The sequence below is a fragment of the Veillonella sp. AF13-2 genome, assembly GCF_003603295.1.
In the GTDB taxonomy this organism is placed as follows: domain Bacteria; phylum Bacillota; class Negativicutes; order Veillonellales; family Veillonellaceae; genus Veillonella; species Veillonella parvula_E.
Window position 1 is genome coordinate 137,844 of record NZ_QTMT01000003.1, and the last position, 25,501, is coordinate 163,344.

Below are 25,501 nucleotides of genomic sequence, written 5' to 3' on the forward strand. Positions count from 1 at the left end.
TTATATATGAAGAAGAACGTTTTAAATCTGTTAAATGATTTTAGAATGAGATGGATTGGTGCAGGTCTATTTATGATTGTTGCAATTGCTGCAGCTTATGAAAAAAGCAACTATACCTTTTCTTTATCGTTGTTAGGTTATTTATTTCCGGCTTATATTTTTTGCATACCCGTATTATGGCCGATATACAGACGACGAAAGATTTACTATTTTATTTATAAAAAGGCTTATAAACGTTATCAGTCGAAATGGAAAGTTTATCTTTATTTTCTATTGGGCCTTCATGGTAAGTTGTTAGGTATTGATATCATCCCTAGAAGCAAAATAAAATGGACATTTATTTTTTCTGCATATGTTATAGGGGTTATTTGGCTGTTACAAAGTAGTTTACCATTCTTGATAAAGGTAATATTAATACTGGTAGCTTCATATAAATTTATTCGCACTATTAATTCATAAGAATATAGTTAGGAGACATTTTATGGACACATCTATCATTATCATCAAAGTTCATGCTAAGAACAACAATCATAAATTAAAACTTCTTGACTTTCATTCTATAGAAACATTATAATCAGATTATAATTTTATACTCGCCTGTTAGAAACCGATGAGGTGGAGATAAAAATAGGATATGCACTCACAGAGAGCGGGATTAGCTGAGAACCCGTAGTACGCAGCTTATTAAATGGACCACCGAGGGCGCATGGAAAAGAATGAACTTTCATTCCTAGTATGGTGCGACGTCACACGAGCGTTAGTCGTGAGGGATATGTTAGTATCCTGCGAAAGGGGAATGCATTGCATTCAAACAAGGTGGTACCGCGATTTATAGCATAATACTAGTATTTTTGATACTTTTATAAGCATAGAACTATAAACTCGTCCTTGACGTTATGTTGTCATGGGCGAGTTTTTTTATTGGCAAATGCCAGATGGAGGTTCTCATGATTTTTCCTAGTTTTGACCGTGTGAAAGCTATCGCACCGGGCTACGATATCGTGCCTGTATATATGGAAATTTTATCCGACGTACGTACACCGATTAGCGTGTTGAAAGCTTTAAAACAAGTGAACAGTCATACGTACTTGCTTGAAAGTGCGGATAATAGTAATCATTGGGGACGTTATTCCTTCTTGGGCTACGATCCTAAGATTGAGCTATTCTGCAAAAACCATCAAATGACCATCAAAGACGGGACGACTCGTACCTTTGAGTGTTCTAATCCTGCAGGAGAGATTCGCAATATTTTGAGTCAATATAAAAGTCCTCGCTTAGAAGAGTTACCAACTTTTACAGGTGGCTTTGTAGGCTACTTCGCATGTGAATACATTCGCTATATCGAGCCAACATTGGATTTCCCAACGCCGGATGATGACTCTGCGATGGTGAACGATGTAGACCTTATGCTCTTTGATAAAGTTATCGCTTTTGACCACTATAAAAATAAAATTTACTTAATCGCTAACATCAGCACAAATGATTTAGAACGCAACTACAACAAGGCTGAGCTCGAATTGAAAACTCTTGCTGATCTCGTTGTAAATGGCAAAGAGGCAGATGTGCCAAAAGGCGTTCTTAAAACAGAGTTTACCTCTGAATTCACAAAGGACGAGTTTGAAGCAGTTGTTAAAAAGACGCAGCACTACATTAAGGAGGGGGATATCTTCCAATGTGTTGTATCTAATCGTCGCGAAGCCGAGTTTGAGGGGAGCTTGTTAAACGCATACCGCGTATTGCGCACATTGAATCCATCTCCGTACATGTTCTACCTATCTGGTGGCGATGTAGAGCTTACAGGGGCATCTCCAGAAACCTTGGTGAAACTGACAGACGGTAAAATGTACACATTCCCAATTGCAGGCACCATGCGCCGCGGTAAAACGGAAGCAGAGGACCTTGCTATTGAAGAAAAACTAATCAATGACGAAAAAGAGTTGGCTGAACATAATATGCTTGTTGACCTTGGCCGTAACGATTTAGGTAAAATTTCTAAATTTGGTTCCGTAAAAGTAGAGGCGTTACATATGTTGCAACGTTTCTCCCATGTCATCCATATTACATCTACTGTAAGCGGCGACATGCAAGACGGCAAAGATGCACTTGATGCTATCGGTGCTACACTGCCAGCAGGTACTTTATCTGGGGCCCCTAAGATTCGTGCCATTGAGATTTTACATGAACTTGAAAAAAGCCCGCGCGGTGTATACGGCGGCGCCGTAGGTTATATCGATTTCTCCGGAAATATGGACGTATGTATCGGCATCCGCATGGCTATGAATAAAGGCGGTAAGGTCTATGTTCGCGCTGGCGCAGGCATCGTTCGAGATAGCGTTCCTGAAAGTGAGTTTAATGAAACCTTGATCAAAGGCCAATCCATGATTTCCGCGATTACAGATGCACAGGAGGTAGAATAATGGTACTCCTTATAGATAATTACGATAGCTTCTCCTTCAATTTATACCAATTAGTAGGCTCTATCAATCCAGATATTAAAGTCATCCGCAGCGATGAATTAACAGTTGAAGAAATCCGCGCTTTAAAGCCAGACTATGTGATACTTTCACCAGGACCTGGTAGACCAGCTGATGCGGGCGTATACGAAGACCTATTGCGTGAATGCAAAGGGGAATTCCCAATCCTCGGCGTATGCCTGGGACACCAAGCCATCGGCGAAGTATTCGGTGGCACCGTATCCTACGCAAAACAAGTGATGCACGGCAAACAAAGCGTGGCGAAACAAGTACACCCATCCAAAATCCTTAAGGGCTTGCCTGAACAATTCGAAGTCGCACGATACCACTCTTTGGCGATTATCGACGAAACTATGCCAAGCGAACTCATCGTCACATCCGTTACAGATGACGGCGAAGTAATGAGCGTAGAACACAAAGACTACCCGATTTATGGAGTGCAATTCCATCCGGAATCCATCATGACACCAAACGGGGAACAAATGATTCGCAATTTCTTAGAAAAATAACCACTGTTTAATTTAGGTATTCGAGGGGCTATTTTAGGAGCTAGAACGATAAGGCAGAAATAAGGCCTCTCGGAACTCCAAGTGGCCACCCACCCCACTACGTGGGGCCGCCAAGTCGTTCCTTAAGACCTTATTTCCTGCCAACTCAACCTTGGCAGTACCTACTTAATAGCCCCTCTATAATACATATGTCGAATTGTAGCTATATTTTCTAAAGAAATATGCGAATCAGAACCCCTAATATAGGAAAAGGTGGTGCAAAGCACCACCATTCCCACTCTCCCTATAAAGGGATGACTTGCGCGTTACTCCATATAATGCGCAGGATCATTTGAAAGATATTGAATTGTTGTTCATTTTATTGCGCGTGTGATGGGGAGCAGGGCATATAAAAGATTAAATGTCATAGTGTTTATGTGAGTTCACGGGGTTCTAGACCCGACTTTGGCCCTGCGAAGGCCGCAGGCCACAGTCAGACCCGGCCAGTGGAGGGCATAGGTCCACGTGAATCACATGTAGCATTAACGCCGGTATATGCCCTATTATCGTTGAACCGAAGTAAAATGAACAACAAGTAAGGAGATATAAAATGATTAAAGACGCATTATATGCAGTAACGCACGGTCAGGACTTATCCTACGACCTTGCTAAAGATACAATGAACAAAATTATGAGCGGTGATGTACCAGAGGTTCCTATGGCTGGTTTCTTGTGTGCTTTGGCGGCAAAGGGCCCTACTGTAGATGAGGTTACAGCATTTGCTGAGGTTATGCGCGAGAAGGCTGGCTCCGTGCCTCATGAAGGTACTGTTGTGGAAATCGTAGGTACTGGTGGTGACGAGGCTAATACGTTCAACATTTCTACTACATCTGGCTTTATCATTTCCGCCGCAGGTATTCCTGTAGCAAAACATGGTAACCGTAGTGTATCTAGTAAATGTGGTGCTGCTGACTTAATTGAAGCGTTGGGCGCTAAATTAGAGCTTAACGGTGAACAAAACGAGGCGGTGTTGAACAAAGCGAATATGTGCTTCATGTTTGCGCCTGTATATCACCAAGCCATGAAATATGCAGGTCCTGTACGTAAGGCGTTGGGCGTTCGTACTGTGTTTAACATCCTTGGACCTTTGGCAAATCCAGCAGGTGCTACGGTTGAGTTGATGGGCGTTTACGATAAATCTTTAGTAGAACCATTGGCTCGTGTATTGGCTAATCTTGGCGTTAAACGCGGTGCTGTGGTACACGGCTTTGACGGCCTTGATGAGATTACGGCTACCAATAAAACGTACGTATGCGAAATTAATAATGGTACTTTCACAAGCTACGAATTCGATCCTAAGGAATATGGTTTCGAATACGCTGATAAAACTGAGCTTGAAGGTGGCGATGCTACGGTGAACGCTGAGATTACTCGCCGCGTTCTCGGTGGTGAGCAAGGCGGTAAACGCACTGCGGTTGTTCTTAACGCGGGCATGGCGATTTACCTAGCAAAAGACGGCATTACATTGGCAGAGGGCATCGAAGAGGCGAAACATATAATCGATTCTGGTAAGGCGCTTGCGACAATGGAACAGTTTGTGAAAGCAACCCAAGAGGTATGACCATTGATTTTAGATAAGATTATAGAGGCTACCAAAATTCGGGTAGCCCAAGAAAAACAGGTGGAGTCTCCTGAGGCTGTGAAAGCAGCGGCTTTAGCGTTACCATCTGATACAGGATTTCCTTTTGAAGCAGCCCTTCGTCAGCAAGACTTCAACTTTATTTGCGAAGTAAAGAAGGCATCTCCATCTAAGGGAATCATTGCTGAGGACTTCCCATATTTAGACATCGCTAAAGAATATGAGGTTGCTGGTGCAGCGGCTATCTCTGTATTGACGGAGCCAGACTTCTTTAAAGGCGATAAAAAATATTTGCAAGAGATTGCAAGCACCGTAAAAATTCCCGTGCTTCGCAAGGACTTTATCATCGATGAATACCAAATCTACCAAGCGAAGGTTTGGGGCGCTAGTGCCATCTTATTAATCTGTGCATGCCTCGATGTGCCAACATTAACAAAGTTCCGTGAGCTAGCTGATTCGCTTGGATTGTCCTCTTTGGTAGAGGCTCATGATGAGCACGAAGTACAAATGGCCATCGATTGCGGTGCGCGTATTATCGGCGTTAACAACCGCAATTTGAAAGACTTTACTGTAGATGTACAAAACAGTGTACGCTTGCGGAATCTCGTTCAAGACGATGTGATCTTCGTATCTGAAAGCGGCCTTGAAACACCAGAGGATATTCAAGTGTTGCGGGATAACAATATCGGCGTAGCCTTGATGGGTGAAACCTTTATGCGTTCTCCTAACAAGGTGGAGAAATTAGCATATCTCTATGGTCCAACCTACTACACACCAAAGGTTAAGATGTGCGGTATCTCCAAAGTGGAAACAATCCCTGCTGTAGTAGAAGCAAAACCAGACTACATGGGCCTTGTATTTGCATCAAGTAAACGACAAGTCACTGTAGACCAAGCTAAAACATTGGTTGAAGAACTACATAAGCAATATGGAAATCTATATAGTCGAGACGAAGTACAATGCAGTAATGATGTAGTACAAGATGGAGCAGTAATTGGTGCTGTGCAAGAAGGAACAGCAACTGGTGATGCGCATGAAGGGATACTGACTAGTACAGAAAATGCAAGTCCGACGCTTATACATCAAGAAGCTATTAAAACTGTCGGCGTTTTCGTCAATGAAACGCTAGAAAATCTCGTTACGATTGCTACAGACGCCAATCTTGATGCGGTGCAACTGCACGGCGACGAAGATGAGGCTTTCATCAAGGCTCTCAAAGAGAAAACAGATGTAGAGGTGTGGAAGGCTGTTCAAATCCGTAGCTCTACAGATGCTGAGGCGTGGATCGATAGCAGTGCCGATATGTTGCTGTTTGATGCATACCATAAAGATGAGCGGGGCGGTACGGGCGAAGTGTTCGACTGGTCTTGCTTAGATGAGTTTGAACGTCCGTTCATGCTCGCTGGTGGTATCGATAGCACCAATGTGGCGCACGCTATTCGCACGGTTCGCCCTTATGGCATCGATATTAGCAGCGGCATCGAAACAGATGGTGTGAAGGACGATGAGAAAATTAAAGCTTTCACCAACATTGTGAGAACAATAGCAATGCCATAATATGGCGTGCTAGTAGGAATGGTATATAGAAAGGTAAGTTATATGAGTGAACAAAGACATGGTTATTTTGGCTCCTTTGGGGGTCAATTTATGCCAGAAACATTGATGAATGCAGTCATCGAATTGGAAGAGGCGTACAACAAGTACAAAGATGATCCTGATTTCGTACACGAACTTGAGGATTTACATAAAAAATATACAGGTCGTCCATCCCTTTTATACTATGCAGATCGCATGACAAAGGACCTTGGAGGCGCCAAAATCTATTTAAAACGTGAGGACTTAAATCATACTGGTTCTCACAAGTTGAATAACGTAATCGGCCAAATGTTATTGGCAAAACGAATGGGTAAGACTCGTGTTATTGCTGAAACCGGCGCAGGTCAACACGGTGTGGCAACGGCTACTATCGCTGCGTTGATGGGCATGGAATGCGAAGTATACATGGGTGCAGAGGATTGTGAACGTCAAGCACTTAACGTATATCGTATGAAATTACTAGGTGCTAAGGTGCATCCAGTAACAACAGGGACTAGCACATTGAAAGATGCGGTTTCCGAAGCGTTGCGCGAATGGACAAACCGCATGTCCGATACGCACTATGTATTGGGATCCGTTATGGGTGCTCATCCATTCCCTATGATCGTTCGTGACTTCCAATCCATCATCAGCCGTGAAGCGCGTGAGCAAATCCTCGAAGCAGAAGGAAAATTACCAACAGCTGTTATGGCTTGTGTAGGCGGCGGCTCCAATGCGATGGGCATGTTCTATCACTTCATTCCAGACGAAGGTGTTCGTCTCATCGGTTGTGAAGCGGCAGGTCGTGGCATTGATACAGAAGAACATGCGGCGACAATCGCAAAGGGGTCCGTTGGTATCTTCCATGGTATGAAATCGTACTTCTGCCAAGACGAAGATGGTCAAATTGCTCCAGTATATTCTATCTCTGCAGGTCTTGATTATCCTGGTATCGGCCCTGAACATGCGTACTTGCACGATAGCGGTCGTGCTGAATACGTGCCTGTTACAGATGACGAAGCAGTCGATGCCTTTGAATACTTATCTCGCTTGGAAGGTATTATTCCTGCCATTGAAAGTGCTCATGCAGTGGCACATGCACGTAAAATTGCTCCTACTATGAGCAAGGACGACATCATTATTATTTGTTTATCCGGTCGTGGCGACAAAGACGTGGCGGCTATGGCGAAATACAGAGGGGTGGATCTTCATGAGTAAAATTAAAGACGCTTTCACAAAGGGCAAGGCATTCATCCCGTTCATTAGTGCTGGTGATCACGGTATTGAGAATACAGAACGTTATATTCGTATTATGGTGAAAGCCGGTGCGGACATGGTAGAGATTGGTATTCCCTTCTCTGACCCAACCGCGGAAGGCCCAGTTATTCAAGAGGCGAGCACGCGTGCTCTCTCCACAGGCGTAAAAATCAATGATATCTTTGATATGGTGCGTCGTCTGCGTACAGGTGATGATGCGGTGACTATACCGCTCGTATTCATGACCTATTTGAATCCTATTTACGTATTTGGTCGTGAAAAATTCTTTACCCTCTGTGAAGAGGTGGGAATCTCTGGTGTTATCGTACCAGACATGCCGTTTGAAGAAAAAGGCGAGCTCGCTAGTGTGGCTCACAAACATGGCGTTGAAGTGGTATCCTTAATTGCGCCAACATCTGAAAACCGCATCGAAATGATCGCCAAAGACGCAGAAGGCTTTGTATACTGTGTATCCTCACTTGGCGTTACAGGCATGCGCAGTGAAATTAAGACGGATATTAAATCCATTGTTGAAATGATTCGCAAATATACGGATATCCCGGTAGCTGTTGGTTTCGGTATTTCCAAGCCAGAACAAGCGGAAGCTATGGCGCGCGTATCCGACGGTGCTATCGTAGGCTCTGCTATCGTTAAAATCGTGGCAGAACACGGTGAACATGCGGATCTAGCGTTGTTTGATTACGTACAATCCATGAAACAAGCTGTTCTAAAGGCTGGCGCATAACATAATAACTCATATAGCCTTGGGAAAAATTATATAGGGGATAACACAAAAGGACGTTATACAATGTATAACGTCCTTTTCATTGGTTGGTTAATTTAGTTTTGTATTTTTAGGGCTAGTAATATGTATTATGCGCAAGGCTTAGTCATTAGAGGATTCAGAACGTTGATGTCGTTCACTGCGTTTTGCTGTTGCATTTTTATCATGCTTTTCACGTTCAGATATTCTATGCTTTCTGTGCTTTTTCTTTTTATCATTTACTTTGTACCATGGATGATCGCTACTATCTACTGTGCCATCATCATTTTTTATCATGCGATGATTTTCACCGATTTTGAAGTGGTAATCTTTGGCTTGGACTACATTAGTACCAATACCAACTGTTAAGAAGGCACCTAAGCTGGCCAAGGCTACTGCTTTCATTAATTTAGCTTTCATAATTATCTCCTGTATAATTGATTGTACAAATTTTAGTTGTAAGAAATATATCTGTAGTATAGGCATATTTCATGAACAAAAAATGAATCAACTAAGTTGATAAATCATAGTATAATAGGAATATCTATATATGTTTATTATTTAATATTATCTAAGATTATAGTAGGAGCTTTATGAAACAGAGAGTATACGAAATCCTCTATCGTGAGCTAGTGGAAAACTATGCGAACAGTAAGGGACGTACCAATACAGCCGATTTTTGGCTCACCATAAGTGCTATATCCTTTGTATATGGCTTAATTATATGTATTACAGGTCTTGCAACCTACATACCGTATGGATTTCTTTATGCTGTCTCTATCGGTGGCGGCGTATTATTTGTATTGTCCATCCTGTTATGCTTGCCGAAGATTATGTTAATGGCAAGACGGTTACGAGATTCTAATAATGATCCAACGTTGATGATTTTACTATTGGTTCCTATTTTAGGCTGGCTTGCATTATTGTATCTATTCTGTAAGCGCACATCGCCTGTATCTAATGAATTAGAGGAAAAACGTTCCGTTTCGGGCCTCTTTATTGTGTCCATATTAGTATTAGGATGCCTAGCCACTAGTGCAGGTAGTACAATGATTAATCATAATTTTATGGTAGAAGAGACTGCTTATGGCAATTTGGAACCTAGTTCGTTAACGAAACAAGCAAATCGTCTTTTACAAAGTGAAACGGCTACAACAGAGGGGCGTACTGTGGTAAGTAATTATTATGAAGCCCTCAACAAAAAGGATTATCATGGTGCATATCGTTATTTGAGTGCTCGTGCTATGGAGCGATATGGTACCTTTGAACTATGGGAACAAGCCATGACTAAGGAAGAGGTTCCTAAGGTGAAAGCGATACAGCTTGACTATGTTTCCCAAGACCAAGATGATGATATTGTTGTAAACTATATGGGCTTTACCATTACCTTTGAAGATAATCTAGAGCCCGTATTAGTTCGTTTGCATAATGAAGGCAAAGGCTGGGGCATTGTTGCTATTGAAGCCGCGGAGGAGGATTAGGTTATGTCAACCATAAATATATATGATTTGAATTATACCGATGCCTTCAAATTAGGCATTAGAAACTATGCTAATTTTAATGGTCGTGCTAGTCGTAGTGAATATTGGCGATTCGTGGCAGGCGTTACGTTGATACAAGGATTACTTGGGATTTTGGCTTTACTATGTAGTAACTTGGGCTTTCCTAATTATGAAGCGCTTATCGATAATGTTACTGTAGGGGTATCCCTTTTCTTTATAGTTCCCAATATAGCTATCACAACACGGCGTATGCATGATATTGGCCGGAGTGGTTGGACGCAGTTAATCTCATTTATTCCTGTTATAGGCTTCTTTATATTCCTCGTTTACGAATTGCGTCGTGGCGATGAAAGAGAGAATTCATATGGTGAAAGAACCGGCTATACACCTATTACTCCTGAGGTTAGCAAGGCTACAGGACTAGAAGAAACTCCATCCCGTCATCAAGATTGGGCGATGGGGATTGCCATCTTTATTATCCAATCTATTATTATTGCTGATATCATTAGAGAGATATTATGGTATGGTATTAATGGGAATGGATACATGTAATAGATACCTGTATTTATTAACAATCTCATTATTTTATTTTATAAAAGTTTAACATCTCCTTTATAGACAATATAACACTTTGTAGTAAAATGAATTTCAGATGAATTCAAAAATATAGATATTAATAAATAAAAAATATCTAAGTTGTTATATGTGTTAAGTACAGCAGGACCTCGTAATCTTTGCTGATTCCTGTTTGTAGCTAGAAGGAGTTTATTATGAAATCTTGTCCCTATTGTGGACATGCAGTGTTGAAAACAGATTGTTACTGCCCAGAATGTGGGCATGTTAGTAGACCACAAATCTCGTTAGATAAATACAATCTAGGCTTGATTGAAAACTTTAAACAATGTTTGGTTTATAAATATGCTGATTTTGATGGTCGTGCAAGTCGTAGTGAATATTGGCATTTCTTGTTAGTCTATCAATTGTTGTTTGTGGCCATTCTATTTACTTGTGCTTTTTTGAGCTATATTAGCCCACTATCTAGCGTAGTAGGCGTAGGTTTTGGTTTGGTCATCCTTGTCCTTTTGTCCGTGATTATGGTTATTCCTGGCGTGGCTGTTTCAGTGCGACGTCTACACGATCAAGGCCGCTCAGGGGGCCTCGTATTTATTGGATTCATCCCTGTGATAGGGACTATTATCCTGTTGATCCTTATGGCTCTGCCTGGTGAAAGCCAACCAAATCGCTTTGGTTCCCCTACAGGTCAAGTAGTTGTAACAAAACAAATGGCCCGTGAATTAGGTCTTATTGATACTACGCCATCTATGGGACTAACTGCAGGACTATTCTGCGCTATCTTTGTGCTCTGGTTCTTGGTGGACAAACTACTTATGACTAGTGCGATGTAGTTTATGATGTATCCTATAATGAAATATAAAGCATAAGTTATTCCCAAAACATATAGACATTCATTTTCAAAATCGTCAACAGTAATGATATAATATTTTCAAGAAGAATTTATTTGTTATTTCTAGAGGAGAGAAGATTATGACTGATTTGTCTATCAAAAATCTTTCGTATGTAGATAATTTTAAACATACGATTATGGGTAATTATGCTAATTTTAAAGGTCGTGCAAGCCGCAGTGAATATTGGCGTTTCTATGGTATCACAATTGTTATTGCTGGTATCTTCAATGTATTGAGTGCTCTTGTAATGGATACTGCGCTAGCAAGTGTTGTAGGTCTTATTTCTATAGTATATAATCTTGCAATTCTATTGCCTTCCATTGGTCTTGCTGCTCGTCGTTTACATGACATTGGTAAAAGTGGTTGGATGCTTTTGATTAGCTTGATTCCATTTGGTATTATCTATATTATTTATCTACTCGCTCAAAAGGGTGATGAAGGTGATAACCAATATGGATCTCCAATGAGCTATGAAGTAATTACTGCTGAAGAAGCTGCTCGCACTGGTCTTAAAGAAACTCCAACTGACGACATGGATCGTAAATTCATGTACGTGTGCATTGCAATTATTATTCTTGAACTAATTCTCATGAGTGCTATTTAATAATTGTATATACAATAAAGCCTACGTAAGTAGGCTTTTTCTTTTGCTTAATAGGGGATGTAGGTTCTGTTAAATTTAGAAATGAAATATTTGACAATTTCCCCCTTTGAGTCCTATAATTATCTATTATATGAATATTGCGTTGAAAAAGACGGCATGTCTCAGACGGATTTAGTAGAGACCAAACTCATGGGCTGAAAGGTTTGGAAATCTAGAGATTTGCGGATCACTTTGGAGCAAGCGGCAATGCCGCCGGTGAACACCGTTATATGTTTAAGTGGCTTTCACAAGTAACGAGAGTCAGTAGGGTGGTACCACGGATATTACGTCCGTCCCTTCGGGGGCGGGCGATTTTTTTATGTAAAAGGAGCACAGCATGGATTACGGTAAGACGTTACATTTGCCTGAAACAGAATTCCCAATGCGCGGCAATTTGCCTAAGCGCGAACCAGAAATCTTAAAATTCTGGGAAGATAACAAGATTTATCAAAAACGTTTGGAGTTGCGTAAAGATGCAAAGCCATTCATTTTGCATGATGGCCCTCCATATGCAAACGGTAAATTGCATATCGGTCATGCCCTCAACAAAACGTTGAAGGACATCATCATGAAATACAAAACAATGACTGGTCATTATACTCGCTACATTCCTGGTTGGGATACGCACGGCTTGCCAATCGAGCATGCGGTTATTAAGAACACTGGTCTTAACCGTCATGAAATGGCTCCATTGGACTTGCGCAATAAATGTAAGGAATATGCATTGGAGTGCGTAGAAACACAAAAACAAGACTTCATTCGTTTTGGTGTATTAGGCGAATGGGACCGTCCGTACTTGACATTGCGTCCTGAGTTCGAAGTAAAACAACTCGGCATCTTTGGCGAAATGGCAAAACGCGGACATATCTACAAAGGTCTTAAAACTGTATACTGGTGTACGCACTGCGAAACTGCATTGGCAGAGGCAGAAATCGAATATGCTGAGAAAAAATCCTTCTCCATTTACGTAAAATTCCCTTACGTATCCGAGAAAAAGGTAACATTGCCAGCTGGCGTAGATCCTAAACAAGCATATGCTGTTATTTGGACAACTACTCCTTGGACAATGCCTGCCAACGTAGCTATTTCCGTTAACCCTGATCTAGAATATGGCTGGGTGAAAGCTGGCGACGAATACTACTTGATGGCTACTGAACTTGTTGACGCGGCGATGAAAGATATTGGTATCGAAGACTACGAAATCGTAAACCGCTTCTCTGGGGCAGATTTAGAATTAGCTGAATTTAAACATCCATTCGTAGAACGTACATCCACTGTATTGTGTGGCGACCATGTAACACTTGAAGCAGGTACTGGTTGCGTACATACAGCGCCTGCACACGGCGAAGACGACTTTAACATCGTTATGCGTTATAACAAGGAAGGTAAAACTAATCTTCCTATCATTTCTCTTGTTAACGAAACTGGTAACTACACTAAACAAGTAGACGACAACCGTTATGGCGATACTGAATTCCCATTGGCTGGCGTAGAAATCCACGATGCAGAAGTGCCTGTAATCAAAATCTTGGCACATAACAATGCATTACTTCACAAATCTAGTTTGCGTCACCAATACGCTCACTGCTGGCGTTGTAAAAATCCTGTCATCTATCGCGCTACAGAACAATGGTTCTCCTCTGTAGATGGGTACCGTCAACAAGCGCTTGATGCAATCGACAACCAAGTGCAATGGATTCCTAAATGGGGCCATGACCGCATCTTCAACATGGTGCGCGACCGTGGTGACTGGGTAATTTCCCGTCAACGTATTTGGGGCGTGCCAATTCCTATTTACTATTGTGAAAGCTGCGGCGAGCACATCATCAACGATGATACTATCAAAGCATTGCAAGAAAAAGTAGCCGTAGAAGGCTCCGATGCTTGGTGGGCTCACAGCGCTAAGGAGTTGTTACCAGAAGGTTTCAAATGTCCTCATTGCGGTCATGATGAGTTCAAAAAAGAAACAGACATCATGGACGTATGGTTCGACTCTGGTTCCTCTTGGGCTGGCGTGCTCGAAGTAAACGATCTTGATGTACCATGCGCTATGTACCTTGAAGGTTCTGACCAACATCGCGGCTGGTTCAACTCTTCCTTGTTGACTGCAGTAGCCACAACAGGTAAAGCACCATACAACTCCGTATTGACTCACGGCTTCGTTGTGGACGGCGAAGGTCGCAAAATGTCTAAATCTGTAGGTAATACAGTGGCTCCAAGCGACATCATCGATGTATACGGTGCCGATGTAATGCGTTTGTGGGTATCTTCTGCGGATTACCAAGCAGACGTACGTTTGTCCAAAGACATCGTAAAACAATTATCCGAAGTATACCGTAAGATCCGCAATACATTCCGCTTCTTACTCGGCAACTTGGATGACTTCAATCCAAATACCGATAAAGTGGCTTACGCAGATATGTCCGAATTTGATAAATGGGCATTATTGCGCTTAGAAGAAGTACGTCAAAAGGTTACTGATGCGTACGAAAACTATGAATTCCACATGTTGTACCATGCAATTCATAACTTCTGTACAGTAGACTTGAGTTCCATCTACCTTGATGTAATGAAAGATACAATGTATGCTGAAAGCAAAGATAATGTAGCTCGTCGTTCTGCTCAAACAGCGATGTACGAAATCTTGAAAACATTAGTAGCCATGGTATCTCCAGTACTTTCTTTCACAGCGGAAGAAGTTTGGAAATATATGCCTAAAGAAGAGGGCATGCGCGAATCCGTTATGCTTCAAGATTGGCCACAAGGTCATCCAGAACATTTCAACCAAGAATTGGCTGACAAATGGAATCAATTGTTAGACTTGCGTACATCCGTACAAAAAGCATTGGAACTTGCTCGTCAAGACAAAACAATCGGTCATCCATTGGATGCATCCGTTACAGTATATGCTGAAGGTGCTGCATTCGATGCATTGAACGCCCTTGGTGAAGAAGGCTTGGCTAAACTCGTTATCGTATCCGAAGCTCACATCGTGAACGGTGCTGCACCAGCAGAGGCTGTTAAAGACGAAGAAACTGGCGTTGCTACAGTTGTTGTTGCCTCTGGTCTCGAAAAATGTGAACGCTGCTGGATCCACCGCGATACAGTAGGCCAAGATAGCGCACATCCTACACTTTGCGCACGCTGTGCCGATGTTGTAAAAACATTATAATAAAAGTGCTATAAAGAGTACTATCATAAAAACGCTATAGTAAAAAATCTAGAATCAAAATAATTCTATTATTAAGATTATAGGGATTATCAAAAAAAGGACCATCTTGCTGAATTGCACCTCCAAAAATTGTGTCCAATTTTGGAATGCAGTTCACTGGGGATGGTCTTTTTTATGTTTGTAAATCCTTTGGTACTGTTAACTGTTTCCAATTATCTAGTTCAGGGATTTCCAAGGTATTTATCGTTTTTTGAATCCAATAGTTTAAGGACACTTCGTTTCCCACATATTGTTCAAATAAGTAGGTCTTACCAGGCGTGTCTTGTTGGTTTCCATCGTCATCGATAGTATGATGGGCCGACTCTTTCAGATAGAGCTGCACCCTAAATGGGGCTGACTGATTGCCTTTAAAAATGAAATAGGATGGGCCTACAAAGTCATGGGTACGAATATTAATTTGTTCGTACTTTTTCTCTTTCAACCCTTGCAATGCAGCCTGAATCATAGCGTTTGCATCATCGTATTCCTCTAGCAAAAACGGCTGTTGATCCACATCGAGTACATAGTGCCAGGTTGGCTTTTCTTCGTTCTTTTCGATAGTCCAATTATCTTTGAGGTTAGGCAATTGATGATTATCGTAAAGCTCTTTCAATAGGTTTATGGTATTTTCTTTGTCGTAAATGGACTTGTAGATAATTTCGTGTCCTTCTGATGGATCATAACCATGTAGCCTTATTTGATAGTGATCTCGTAGCATCCGTTTTACATCGATCTTAAAGATATTGCGCAACGTATCTGGAACGGATAGAAAATGATTGTAAAAGCTGAGCTTCATTTCTTCCTGTGACTCTAAGGTGGTTTCAATGGTTTGCCAGTCGTACAAGGTTGTATCCCAGAGGAAGTCGTCCATGGTTACAGATAAGCGGGCCGCATTTTGAGGCCAGGTGGTAGGCGCAGGACGTACCGTAGTAGTTGACTCAGTAATACCTTCCTTGTACTGCCAATGACCATCGACCTCCTCGAAGGCGGCTAAGCGTTCTTCAGCTTCGTCATCGATAGGAATATCTTTTAGCTCCGGATCCAAATTGGCCTTGTGAGACAAGATATATTGATGGGATTGCTCGTAATAGGATACGGCTTGATCTAAATCTGGCTTGCCAGTTACATAGCCTTTTTCGTAGGCATAACCTAAGGCAACACGAGTTAAAGCGCGCGTAATATCGTAGAAGAGGATGCGATTCTCCTCTTCAAAGGCTCGTTGTTCCTCGTCTAAGACACGTAGTAATGATTGCACACCAAAGCGTATATTTTTCGTTACCCCTAAACCGTGGATTCGCATGTAACCGATATAGGGCAAGGCGAATATGAAGCGATCTTTTGTGGCCGCCATATGTGTTAAATCTGCAATGAGTCCCCAGTCGAGAGGCAGGTGGCCTATGTGAAAGATGTAGCCAAAGGCTGCCTGTAAGGCTGTATATCCAGCATCACTAAACTGCTTTGTTGCAGCGCGGCGGTAGAGGCCTATAGCTTTTACTGGATCGTAGGGAATCGTAGAACGTAACTCTTTAGCATCATAGAAATGGTAGTAATAATCCGCTAATTCTGCGATACTTTCAGATTGACCTAAGGCGGCACCTTTAGTGAACCACGTGAAAGCATCCTCAAATTTACCGTTTTCGTGGCAGTCGAGGCCTGCATATAGCATCATAGCAGGGTTACCAAGCTCGGCCGCAGTCCTAGCAACACGGCGCGCATTGGTAAAATCGGCTTCATCGATATAGATGTTGCGTAAGTTCCCTTGGAACATGGCAAGACCGTTATCGAGGGCCTTGTTAAACCACTCTTTCGCAAGATTAGATGCATTTTTTTGCAATGTTTCGTCTGGCACAGTTCCTTGCAAAGCGGCGATGCGATCCTGCACAGAGTTTGCTGTAAGGCTTCTTTGAATGCGTTTAGTCCAACTCATAGGCGGAGGTGTTAGCATCGTTTCAGCGGAGTCGATGCGATTATCATCACGCCAGAAAAAGACATTGCCTATAACATATTGGCAATACGCATCGCCTTGGTTTGCGTAATCATAGACAATGCGAAATGCTTCGTTGAAGGAAATTTGCATATCCTTCTCCACGGTAGGTGTAATGGAGCCTTTGATGCGCAAAGCTTGTAATGTGCCGATAGGGCTACAGCGACGAATGCTATCGTGTAAGCATTGATAGGTGCGCATATTATCCTCTGGGAAGTTAGACTCTTCCCAAGTAAAGCGAGGACCTGCATAGACGCGTGCCAAGAGGGCATAGGCGTCACCTAGCTCTCGAGCCTCTGGATCATTGGCTATCTTGAGAGCATCCTCTTTAGTGTCTATATCACTTTCAAGACGGCTTGTCTTGTCGTTTCGTAAGGCTCTATCTTTTGGCTGACTGGGATTTTGCTGATTATTGACGATGAGCTCCAATTGACGCAAGCCTTCTTGAGCCAGTTTTTGATTGTAGGATGTAAAAATCATGTGGAAGACCTTTTGCAGGCGTTCCGTAAAGTACTGTGCCATTAGGCCTCCTTTTATACATGTATACAGTAAATACATATTTATTATATAACGAACGCGAGGTACCGTAAAAGAGAAAATACTAGTATATCTGCATGTTCTCTATTGATATCATACTGCTATCAGTTACCTGTTCTCACAATATACTAGCCTATTTCTAATTTATATCTATGCATAATACAGAGTCTTCAGCATGTATTGGATTCAAATGATAAAAAAATCCCCTCTGAAGAAAATCTGCTGTCACAAATTTTATGTGATGTCTGCAATCTTTCAGAGGGGTTATTATGTATCCTAGTTCTTAGGAATACATATTATTTTTTGTTGTAATCGCCGAACCATTTGTTGTAGATTTTTTGGTAAGTGCCGTCTTCTTTAAGTTCTTTAAGAGCTTTGTTAACAGCTTCTTGTAAAGCTTTGTTGCCTTTTTTCACGCCAAGAACTGTACCTTCAGCTTTAGTAGGTTCGCCTACAAGTTTAAGGTCTTGATCAGCACCTTGTTTGAGGTAGTACATAGCAACTGCATTATCGATGATAGCACCGTCGATTGTACCAGCTTTCAATTCCATGAAGATATTAGCATTAGAATCGATTTGTTTTACTGTTGTACCAGGAATTTTTTGAGCCATTTCAACCGGGATTGTACCGATTTGAGCGCCTACAGTTTTACCTGCTAATTCATCCATGTTGTGGATTGTTGTGTTGTCTTTACGAACAACTGTGATGAAACCGCCTTGGTCGAAGTATACATCGGAGAAGTCCAATGCTTTTTCACGTTCAGGAGTTGCGTTGATGCCTGCTGCGATCATGTCGATATCGCCAGATTGAACTGCTGGAATCAAAGCATCGAAGCCCATGGATTTGAATTCCATTTTTAAACCAAGTTTTTTAGCAATTGCTTCGGACAAATCAACATCGAAACCAACGTATTTGTCGCCTTCAGTAAATTCGAATGGTGGGAATGTAGTTTCAGAACCTACACGTAATACACCTTCTTGTTGTGTCATTTTTGGTTTGTCGTTGCCACAACCAGCCAATAAACCCATTGCTGCTACCGCTACGAGGGCGATGGCTGTCAATTTTTTGAACTTAAACATAGTATCCTCCTCAAACATCCATATACATGGTTTATACATTTCTGTTTATATTGTACGGAATTTTACACCAATAGGCAATAACATTGTATAATTAAGAGTAAACGAGTTTTTTATTCTTTATTGTAGAGTATCATAATCCTTTACAATAATGTGGTTATATACATGGAGGCAATATGTCCCTTACAACTACTTTTGCTAATCTTTGTAAAAGCTTCGCACCTGATGCGTTTGCCATTAATTACACATTAGCCAAGAACCCTGAGATTTCCAGTCAGGAGTTTGAGTCCGTCAAAATCATAGGCGCTATTCTTGAGAAATATGGCATGGGTGTAACCTATGAATTCTGTGATTTGCCGACCGCCTTTAAGGCGTCTGCCGTGAAAGTAGACAACCCAAAAGGCCGCTTAGCCATACTTTGTGAATACGATGCACTGCCAGAGGTAGGCCATGCGTGCGGTCACTCCGCCAGCGGTTCTATGAGTGTGTTAGCTGCATTGACATTACACAAAATGCAACAAGATGGAGTTGCTTTCAATATGGACATCGATATTATCGGCACACCAGACGAAGAAGCGATGGGTTGCAAGGTAGATATGTGCAACGCAGGGGTGTTTAAAGAATACGATTTTGCCATCATGGTGCATCTCGACGGCGAGGAAACGCGTCCTAACTCACAATTCTTGGCACTCGATTGCTTCCGTGCTAAGTATCACGGTAAGCCAGCCCATGCGGCCGGTGAGCCTTGGAACGGCATCAATGCGGTAAATGGTGTGCAACTCGCTATACATGCTATGGATATGATGCGCCAACAGGTGCGTCCTGAAACGCGTATCGGTACATGGATCATTGCGGGAGGTACCGCATCCAATGTGATTCCTGCCTTCGGTGAATTAGAGGTCACTGTGCGTCATATGGAGCGTGAGTACTTGAATGGTTTATCTGAGCAAATCAAAAAAATCTTTGAAGGGGCGGCCCTTTGCACAGGTACAACTGTGGATGTAGAATTTTATGGCAATCCGTATGATGATATGAACCAAAACAATCGTGGCACAGCGCTTATCGAAGAGGTAATGGCCGACATGGGCCTCGATTTTGAGCCCGGTCCAGCAGCCTTTGGAGGTAGTTCGGATATTGGCAATGTAAGCTATCAATGTGCAGCATTCCATCCTAAATTACGCTTGGCCGGCGAGCCAAAGGTGTGCCATTCTAAAGAATTTGCTGCTGCCATGTTAGAGCCTACCATTGAACAAACCATTACCGACGGTGCAAATATCATTGGTGGCACAGTATTGCGATTGGTAGAACACCCAGAAATCTTAGAAGAAATTGTAGCCGAATTTAATAATTCTAAATAGAAGGAATAGAAGGAATAAAAAGAATAAAGGGAATAGAAGGAACAGAAGGAGGATGTATGGCCACGACTGAAACATTAGAAATAAAAAATTATATAGGCCTCACTGGGGATAAGCCCATTCGATTCATCGCATCTGATGTAGATGGCACCTTGGTAACCGATGCAAAGGCAATTCCTGAGGATGCTATTGAGGCGATTCGTGCCGCTCGTGAAAGTGGCATCCGCGTAGCCATTGCTTCTGGCCGCGCTTGGAATGAGATGAATGATGTCATTGAAAAACTGCCGTGCTTGCGCTATTTCATGTGCACCAATGGCGCTTATGTGATGGATAAGGATGAAAACCGCAGTCTATTCCACGTAAGTTTTGATAAAGAACAAGCACTACATTTGTTGCGCAAACTGTTAACCTATGGCGTTTATGTAGAGGCCTATGTGAAAGACCAAATCTTTGGCATGTATCCTCCGTCTAGATGTATTACACCTGAACGCTTAGGCGTATGTGCTAGCGAACGCAATGAAGGAGATAAAAAGGGGTCACATGGCATGATGGATAATCATCTGCCTATTACAAAAAATCAGATTTCTGGTACAGGAGACACTCGCCTGCCAGGCGCAACATACGACCACTATGCATTGGCGGAAGGCAACGAAGCAGCAAAGGTAAAGATGTCTGAATGTGAAATAGAGCAATCCAATTTCTTCTTTAGACCCAATATTCGTCCATTTATCTTGGCTACGCGGACCATGGTATGTGATCTACTAGCTCATATGGAATCCTTAGACGAAGGGCCTGAGAAGATTCAGATCTTCTACGGTGATGAACCGATGCGTCAACGTATCTTGCAAGACTTGCGCGATGAATACCAAGGGCTATCTCACGACGGTACAGGCCGTGAACGCTTCTATGATGTGCTGCTCTCTAGTGAAGGTAATTTAGAATTTGTTTTGCCCCACACAACAAAGGGCACAGCAGTAGAAGCCTTGGCAAAACATTGGGGCTTAAGTCCTGATGAGGTAATGACATTAGGGGATAGCGAAAACGATCTATCTATGCTACGTTTTGCGGGTGCTGGTGTAGCCATGGGCAATAGCAAGCCGAACATTAAAGAAGCGGCACGATACGAAACGACAGACAATAACCACCAAGGCGTGGCAAAGGCAATCTATTCCGCTATTGCATATAATAGTGAACTAAATAAGAAAAAATAATTTTGATAGTTATTGTTGTGCTAAATTCCAGATACTACCAATTAAAAATAAATACTTTTAACTGGTAGTATTTGAAAATATATGTGTTATTTAATTGCAAAAATACATGAATTGTAATAGATGCTTGTGATTACGTAGGTTTGTAAAGTCTAATAAATAAAGAATGCATAGGAGGTGATGTATACTGGGAAATCTAAAGTTTAATATTGATGACACTTGTGTTAAGTGTGGCGCTTGTGCAGAGGATTGTCCTGTTCAATGCATTACCGAAGGTAAGACTCGATTTATCATTGGGAAAGGCTGTATCAGTTGTGGTGACTGTTATTCTATCTGTCCTGTGGGGGCCGTAAAAATGTATAAAAGAGAGGATCCTAAAAAGTGATAGTTAGAAATCTTTCAACATTGTTAGTAAATTGACTTACATACGTAAGTCTCCAAAAGAGTGATAACTAGAAATCCGAACATTAAAGATTTATTTATAATCTACATACGGAATATATGGAGTCGTTATACTTCCTATGGTATAATAAAATGAAATGAAAAATTAGCGTTTGGCTCGGAAAAACGCGTCCCAGTACAGAAACGTATGGGCATAACAAATCGTGAATATACTTTCACAAATAGATGCATATGGAGGAAGGCATGGAAAACAAGGAATTTGTAATTGTTGTTGACTTTGGTGGTCAATATAACCAATTGATCGCGCGCCGTGTTCGTGAAAATCACGTATACTGCGAAGTATATCCATACAACAAAGCGCTGGATAAAATTAAGGAATTGAAACCGCAAGGTATCATCTTCACAGGTGGTCCTAACAGCGTGTATGAAGAAAATTCCCCCAAAATTGAGAAAGAGATTTTTGAACTTGGTATTCCTGTTCTTGGCATGTGCTATGGTATGCAATTTATGGCGCATACATTGGGTGGCGAAGTTAAATCTGCGGACAACCGTGAATTCGGTAAAACACCTACTAAAGTGGACACTACATCTCCATTGTTCAAAGGCTTGGAAGAAGACCAAGTTGTTTGGATGTCCCACGTTGACTATGTAGCAAAAGTTCCTGAAGGCTTTGAAATCGTAGCACATACTAAGGATTGCCCTGTAGCATCCATGCAAAATAAAGAACGTAAACTCTATGCTATGCAATACCATGCAGAAGTGTTGCACACTGAACATGGCAAAGAAATGCTTCACAATTTCTTATACGAAGTATGTGGCTTTACAGGCACATGGACAATGGCAAACTATGCGAAATCTGCTATTGAAGACATCCGCAAAACCGTTGGTGACGGCAAAGTATTGTTGGCATTGTCTGGTGGTGTAGACAGCTCTGTTGCGGCGGCGCTTATTTCTAAAGCTGTGGGCGACCAATTGACTTGTATCTTTGTTGACCACGGTTTGATGCGTAAAAATGAAGGTGATGAAGTAGAAGCAGCTTTCAAAGATTCCGGCATGCATTTTATCCGCGTAGATGCAGAAAAACGTTTCTTAGATAAATTGGCTGGTCTTGAAGATCCGGAAGCTAAACGTAAAACTATCGGTGAAGAATTCATCCGCGTATTTGAAGACGAAGGTCGTAAAATCGGTTCCGTTGACTTCTTGGCGCAAGGTACTATTTACCCTGACGTTATCGAGTCCGGTACTGGCGAAGCTGAAGTTATCAAATCTCACCACAACGTAGGTGGCTTGCCTGCTGTTGTAGACTTCAAAGGCCTTATCGAACCATTGCGCAACCTCTTCAAAGACGAAGTGCGTGAACTTGGTTCTGAATTAGGTTTGGCTGACTACCTTGTATGGCGTCAACCATTCCCAGGTCCTGGTCTTGCTATCCGCGTAATGGGCGAAATCACTAAAGATAAACTTGACATCTTGCGTGATGCGGACTATATCTTCCGTGACGAAATTGCAAAAGCTGGCCTTGACCGAAGCATCAACCAATACTTTGCAGTACTAACCTCTACACGTACCGTAGGCGTTATGGGTGATTTCCGTACATACGACTATACATTGGCATTGCGTGGCGTAACAACAACAGACTTTATGACTGCTGACTGGGCGCGCATCCCTTACGACGTATTGGACACAATCTCCCGTCGTATCGTAAACGAAGTACAACACATCAACCGCATCGTGTACGATATTACATCTAAACCACCGGCAACAATTGAGTGGGAATAATTTTTTGATATTGTAATTTAGTTTATTGGAGAAGATTATATAAGAGGGTGGGGCCAAGTATATAAGTATAAATAAATACATTAAATTTATTAATAGTATTTGAGTTTGGGGTTAGTTTTATAATTTTTAAATATTGAAAAATTTTTCATGTTTAATCGGGAGAATAAAATGATAAAATTAATAAAAGCAAATATTATAAGATATAAATGTATAGAAACTGAGCAGTCTTTTGATGTTGAGGATGATGTTACTGTTTTAGTGGGAATGAATGAATCAGGAAAAACCTCTATTTTAGAAGCATTAGCTAAAACGCAGTATTTTGAAAATGATGAAAAATTTACTTTTAATATGATTCATGATTTTCCAAGAAAGCAGAAAAAATCGGTTGATAAAACTGGTGAAATACCTGCCGCTGTTAAATTAGAGTATCAGGTAGATGATAATCTTTTACATGAAATTTATGAGGAACTTGGAATTAAACCATTAAATAATAAATTTTCAGTAACATATTACTATGACAATCATAGGATATGGGGGTTATCTTGGATTAATACTCTAGAGTTTATGAAAGGGAAGATTCTTTCATTAGAGTTTGAAAATCAAGACTTATCAAGCAGTCTTCAAAATGTTTCGAATAAATCTCAGTTTAAGAAGGTATTAGAGAATAAAAATGAAATGGGATATAGTGAGGACGATATAAAAAAGCTAGATTCTCTTAAAGTTTTTTTCAAAGATACTAATTCATGGGAAAAATCACCCATTGAGGAGTTTGTTGTTTGTAAATATTTAATACCTAATTTACCCAAGTTTATGTATTATGATGATTATTATTCATTGCCATCAAGAGTATCGTTAACAAAGTTAGAAGAGGATTTTACTGATTCTGCAAAAAAAACTGCTAAAGCTCTTTTAGAGTTAGCTGATATAGATATAGAGACATTAACAAAATCTGATAATTTTGAGGAATTTATTGCTGAATTAGAGGCTACAGAAGCGATTATTTCCGCTGAATTATTTAAGTATTGGAAAACTAATAAGAATTTAAAAATACTATTTAAAATAGATAAAAAAGAAGAAATTGATGGTTATAATAATACGAGAATTGTTGATCGAATATTAGAGATTAGAGTTCAAAATCAAAGAACCGGTGTTTCATTACCTTTAGAAAATAGAAGTAAAGGTTTTAATTGGTTCTTTTCTTTCTTAGTATGGTTTATGAAAATTCAAGAAAAGAGAGATACGACATATATATTATTGCTTGATGAACCCGGATTAAATTTGCATGCTAAGGCTCAGAATGATTTGTTAAAATTCATATTTGATTTATCAAATGATTATCAGATTATTTATACTACACATTCACCATTTATGATTGAAACTGATAAGTTAAATAAGGTTAGAACTGTGTTCGAGAAAAAAGATGGAACTACAATATTAGATTCTGTTCAAGAGAAGGATCCGAACACACTATTTCCATTACAAGCCGCTTTAGGATATGATTTAGCACAGAACTTATTTGTATCAAAGAAGAATTTACTTGTAGAGGGAATTTCAGATTTAACATACTTATCAATAATTTCAACAATATTAGAAGAGAATGGACGTGAAGGGTTAAACTCTGAAGTTATGATTGTTCCGGTAGGGGGGGCTGATAAAGTGGCAACTTTTATTTCCTTGCTACGAGGAAATAAATTGGAGTTGGTATGCTTATTAGATACTTTTACTGATCAATCCGCTCAAAGTCGATTAAATAATATGGTGGCGAAACAAATTATTAAAGAGAATAAGATTTTATTTTACCATGATGTTATACAGTCAGATCATGCAGATATTGAAGATTTATTTTTAAAATCTGATTATGTTAATTTATACAATAAAACATTTGATGTGGAGATTGATAGTACAACTTTAACTGACGGTTCAATCTTAGAACAATTAAGGGCTTTAAACAATGGCGAAAGTTTTAATCATTATAGACCTGCAAATTATCTAGCTAAAAATATACAAAGTATTTCATTTTCAAATGAATCTTTGGATAATTTTGAAAAGCTATTTAAGTTGATAAATAAACTATTTTAGTCTAGATATATTTTTTTCTAAAAATTCATCTTTAATTTTATAATAAGTCAAAGTTGATAGGCT

General features: G+C 40.8%; 20 protein-coding genes. 17 read left to right on the top strand and 3 right to left on the bottom strand.

Translation table 11 applies throughout. From position 1 onward, the window contains the following. The first annotated feature begins 6 nt into the window (after positions 1 to 6). The 7 genes from DWV85_RS06510 to trpA all read left to right on the top strand — a co-directional run bounded on the left by DWV85_RS06510 (position 7) and on the right by trpA (position 8,178). Positions 7 to 459 (top strand): hypothetical protein, encoded by a 453-nt coding sequence (locus tag DWV85_RS06510; RefSeq protein ID WP_123138361.1) that lies wholly within the window; start codon positions 7 to 9, stop codon positions 457 to 459. A gap of 488 nt (positions 460 to 947) precedes the next feature. Then, complete coding sequence (locus DWV85_RS06515; RefSeq protein WP_123138362.1) at positions 948 to 2,417, top strand: chorismate-binding protein; 1,470 nt, start codon at positions 948 to 950, stop codon at positions 2,415 to 2,417. After that, positions 2,417 to 2,983 carry an aminodeoxychorismate/anthranilate synthase component II gene (locus DWV85_RS06520; RefSeq protein ID WP_123138363.1) on the top strand — a complete coding sequence of 189 codons (567 nt, stop codon included), beginning with the start codon at positions 2,417 to 2,419 and terminating at the stop codon, positions 2,981 to 2,983. The genes DWV85_RS06515 and DWV85_RS06520 overlap by 1 nt, the downstream gene beginning before the upstream one ends. A gap of 589 nt (positions 2,984 to 3,572) precedes the next feature. Next, on the top strand, positions 3,573 to 4,583 hold the full coding sequence (gene trpD, locus DWV85_RS06525; RefSeq protein WP_123138364.1) for an anthranilate phosphoribosyltransferase: 1,011 nt from the start codon (positions 3,573 to 3,575) through the stop codon (positions 4,581 to 4,583). Between the two features lie 3 nt (positions 4,584 to 4,586). Next, positions 4,587 to 6,158: an indole-3-glycerol phosphate synthase TrpC gene (trpC, locus tag DWV85_RS06530; protein WP_123138365.1), complete on the top strand. Its 1,572-nt coding sequence runs from the start codon at positions 4,587 to 4,589 to the stop codon at positions 6,156 to 6,158. A gap of 42 nt (positions 6,159 to 6,200) precedes the next feature. After that, complete coding sequence (gene trpB, locus DWV85_RS06535) at positions 6,201 to 7,394, top strand: tryptophan synthase subunit beta (RefSeq protein WP_021147632.1); 1,194 nt, start codon at positions 6,201 to 6,203, stop codon at positions 7,392 to 7,394. After that, on the top strand, positions 7,387 to 8,178 hold the full coding sequence (trpA, locus tag DWV85_RS06540) for a tryptophan synthase subunit alpha (RefSeq protein ID WP_021147633.1): 792 nt from the start codon (positions 7,387 to 7,389) through the stop codon (positions 8,176 to 8,178). Before trpB ends, trpA begins: the two co-directional genes overlap by 8 nt. Positions 8,179 to 8,319: 141 nt before the next feature. Here trpA and DWV85_RS06545 read toward each other — a convergent pair whose 3' ends face one another. Continuing rightward, positions 8,320 to 8,616 carry a hypothetical protein gene (locus DWV85_RS06545; protein ID WP_123138366.1) on the bottom strand — a complete coding sequence of 99 codons (297 nt, stop codon included), beginning with the start codon at positions 8,614 to 8,616 and terminating at the stop codon, positions 8,320 to 8,322. A gap of 173 nt (positions 8,617 to 8,789) precedes the next feature. Between DWV85_RS06545 and DWV85_RS06550 the strand changes: the two genes are divergently transcribed. The 5 genes from DWV85_RS06550 to ileS all read left to right on the top strand — a co-directional run bounded on the left by DWV85_RS06550 (position 8,790) and on the right by ileS (position 14,979). Next, a complete protein-coding gene (locus DWV85_RS06550; protein WP_008715195.1) occupies positions 8,790 to 9,677 on the top strand; it encodes a DUF805 domain-containing protein in 888 nt (295 codons plus the stop codon). Positions 9,678 to 9,680: 3 nt separating this feature from the next. Beyond that, positions 9,681 to 10,250: a DUF805 domain-containing protein gene (locus DWV85_RS06555; protein ID WP_008603157.1), complete on the top strand. Its 570-nt coding sequence runs from the start codon at positions 9,681 to 9,683 to the stop codon at positions 10,248 to 10,250. Between the two features lie 218 nt (positions 10,251 to 10,468). Further along, positions 10,469 to 11,104 (top strand): DUF805 domain-containing protein, encoded by a 636-nt coding sequence (locus tag DWV85_RS06560; RefSeq protein WP_021147635.1) that lies wholly within the window; start codon positions 10,469 to 10,471, stop codon positions 11,102 to 11,104. A gap of 139 nt (positions 11,105 to 11,243) precedes the next feature. Next, positions 11,244 to 11,768 carry a DUF805 domain-containing protein gene (locus DWV85_RS06565; RefSeq protein ID WP_243632542.1) on the top strand — a complete coding sequence of 175 codons (525 nt, stop codon included), beginning with the start codon at positions 11,244 to 11,246 and terminating at the stop codon, positions 11,766 to 11,768. Between the two features lie 376 nt (positions 11,769 to 12,144). Further along, positions 12,145 to 14,979 carry an isoleucine--tRNA ligase gene (gene ileS, locus DWV85_RS06570; protein ID WP_123138367.1) on the top strand — a complete coding sequence of 945 codons (2,835 nt, stop codon included), beginning with the start codon at positions 12,145 to 12,147 and terminating at the stop codon, positions 14,977 to 14,979. A 172-nt stretch (positions 14,980 to 15,151) separates the two neighbouring features. On the opposite strand, the gene DWV85_RS06575 is transcribed toward ileS, so the two are convergent. Together DWV85_RS06575 and DWV85_RS06580 are read right to left on the bottom strand one after the other, a co-directional pair. Beyond that, positions 15,152 to 17,524 (bottom strand): SEL1-like repeat protein, encoded by a 2,373-nt coding sequence (locus DWV85_RS06575; protein WP_123138368.1) that lies wholly within the window; start codon positions 17,522 to 17,524, stop codon positions 15,152 to 15,154. A 311-nt stretch (positions 17,525 to 17,835) separates the two neighbouring features. After that, positions 17,836 to 18,618 carry a basic amino acid ABC transporter substrate-binding protein gene (locus DWV85_RS06580; RefSeq protein WP_004694101.1) on the bottom strand — a complete coding sequence of 261 codons (783 nt, stop codon included), beginning with the start codon at positions 18,616 to 18,618 and terminating at the stop codon, positions 17,836 to 17,838. A gap of 173 nt (positions 18,619 to 18,791) precedes the next feature. Between DWV85_RS06580 and DWV85_RS06585 the strand changes: the two genes are divergently transcribed. The 5 genes from DWV85_RS06585 (at position 18,792) to DWV85_RS06605 (ending at position 25,438) form a co-directional block, all read left to right on the top strand. Then, positions 18,792 to 19,973, top strand: a complete 1,182-nt coding sequence (locus DWV85_RS06585; RefSeq protein WP_123138369.1) for an amidohydrolase — start codon at positions 18,792 to 18,794, stop codon at positions 19,971 to 19,973. A 56-nt stretch (positions 19,974 to 20,029) separates the two neighbouring features. Then, entirely contained in the window at positions 20,030 to 21,181 is a 1,152-nt protein-coding gene (locus DWV85_RS06590) for an HAD hydrolase family protein (RefSeq protein WP_123138370.1), read from the top strand. Between the two features lie 184 nt (positions 21,182 to 21,365). Then, entirely contained in the window at positions 21,366 to 21,563 is a 198-nt protein-coding gene (locus tag DWV85_RS06595; RefSeq protein WP_008603144.1) for a 4Fe-4S binding protein, read from the top strand. Positions 21,564 to 21,823: 260 nt separating this feature from the next. Next, positions 21,824 to 23,359: a glutamine-hydrolyzing GMP synthase gene (guaA, locus tag DWV85_RS06600; RefSeq protein WP_123138371.1), complete on the top strand. Its 1,536-nt coding sequence runs from the start codon at positions 21,824 to 21,826 to the stop codon at positions 23,357 to 23,359. 168 nt (positions 23,360 to 23,527) lie between these two features. After that, the gene (locus tag DWV85_RS06605; RefSeq protein ID WP_123138372.1) at positions 23,528 to 25,438 is read left to right on the top strand and encodes an AAA family ATPase; all 1,911 of its coding nucleotides are present in this window, start codon (positions 23,528 to 23,530) and stop codon (positions 25,436 to 25,438) included. Positions 25,439 to 25,501 lie beyond the last annotated feature (63 nt).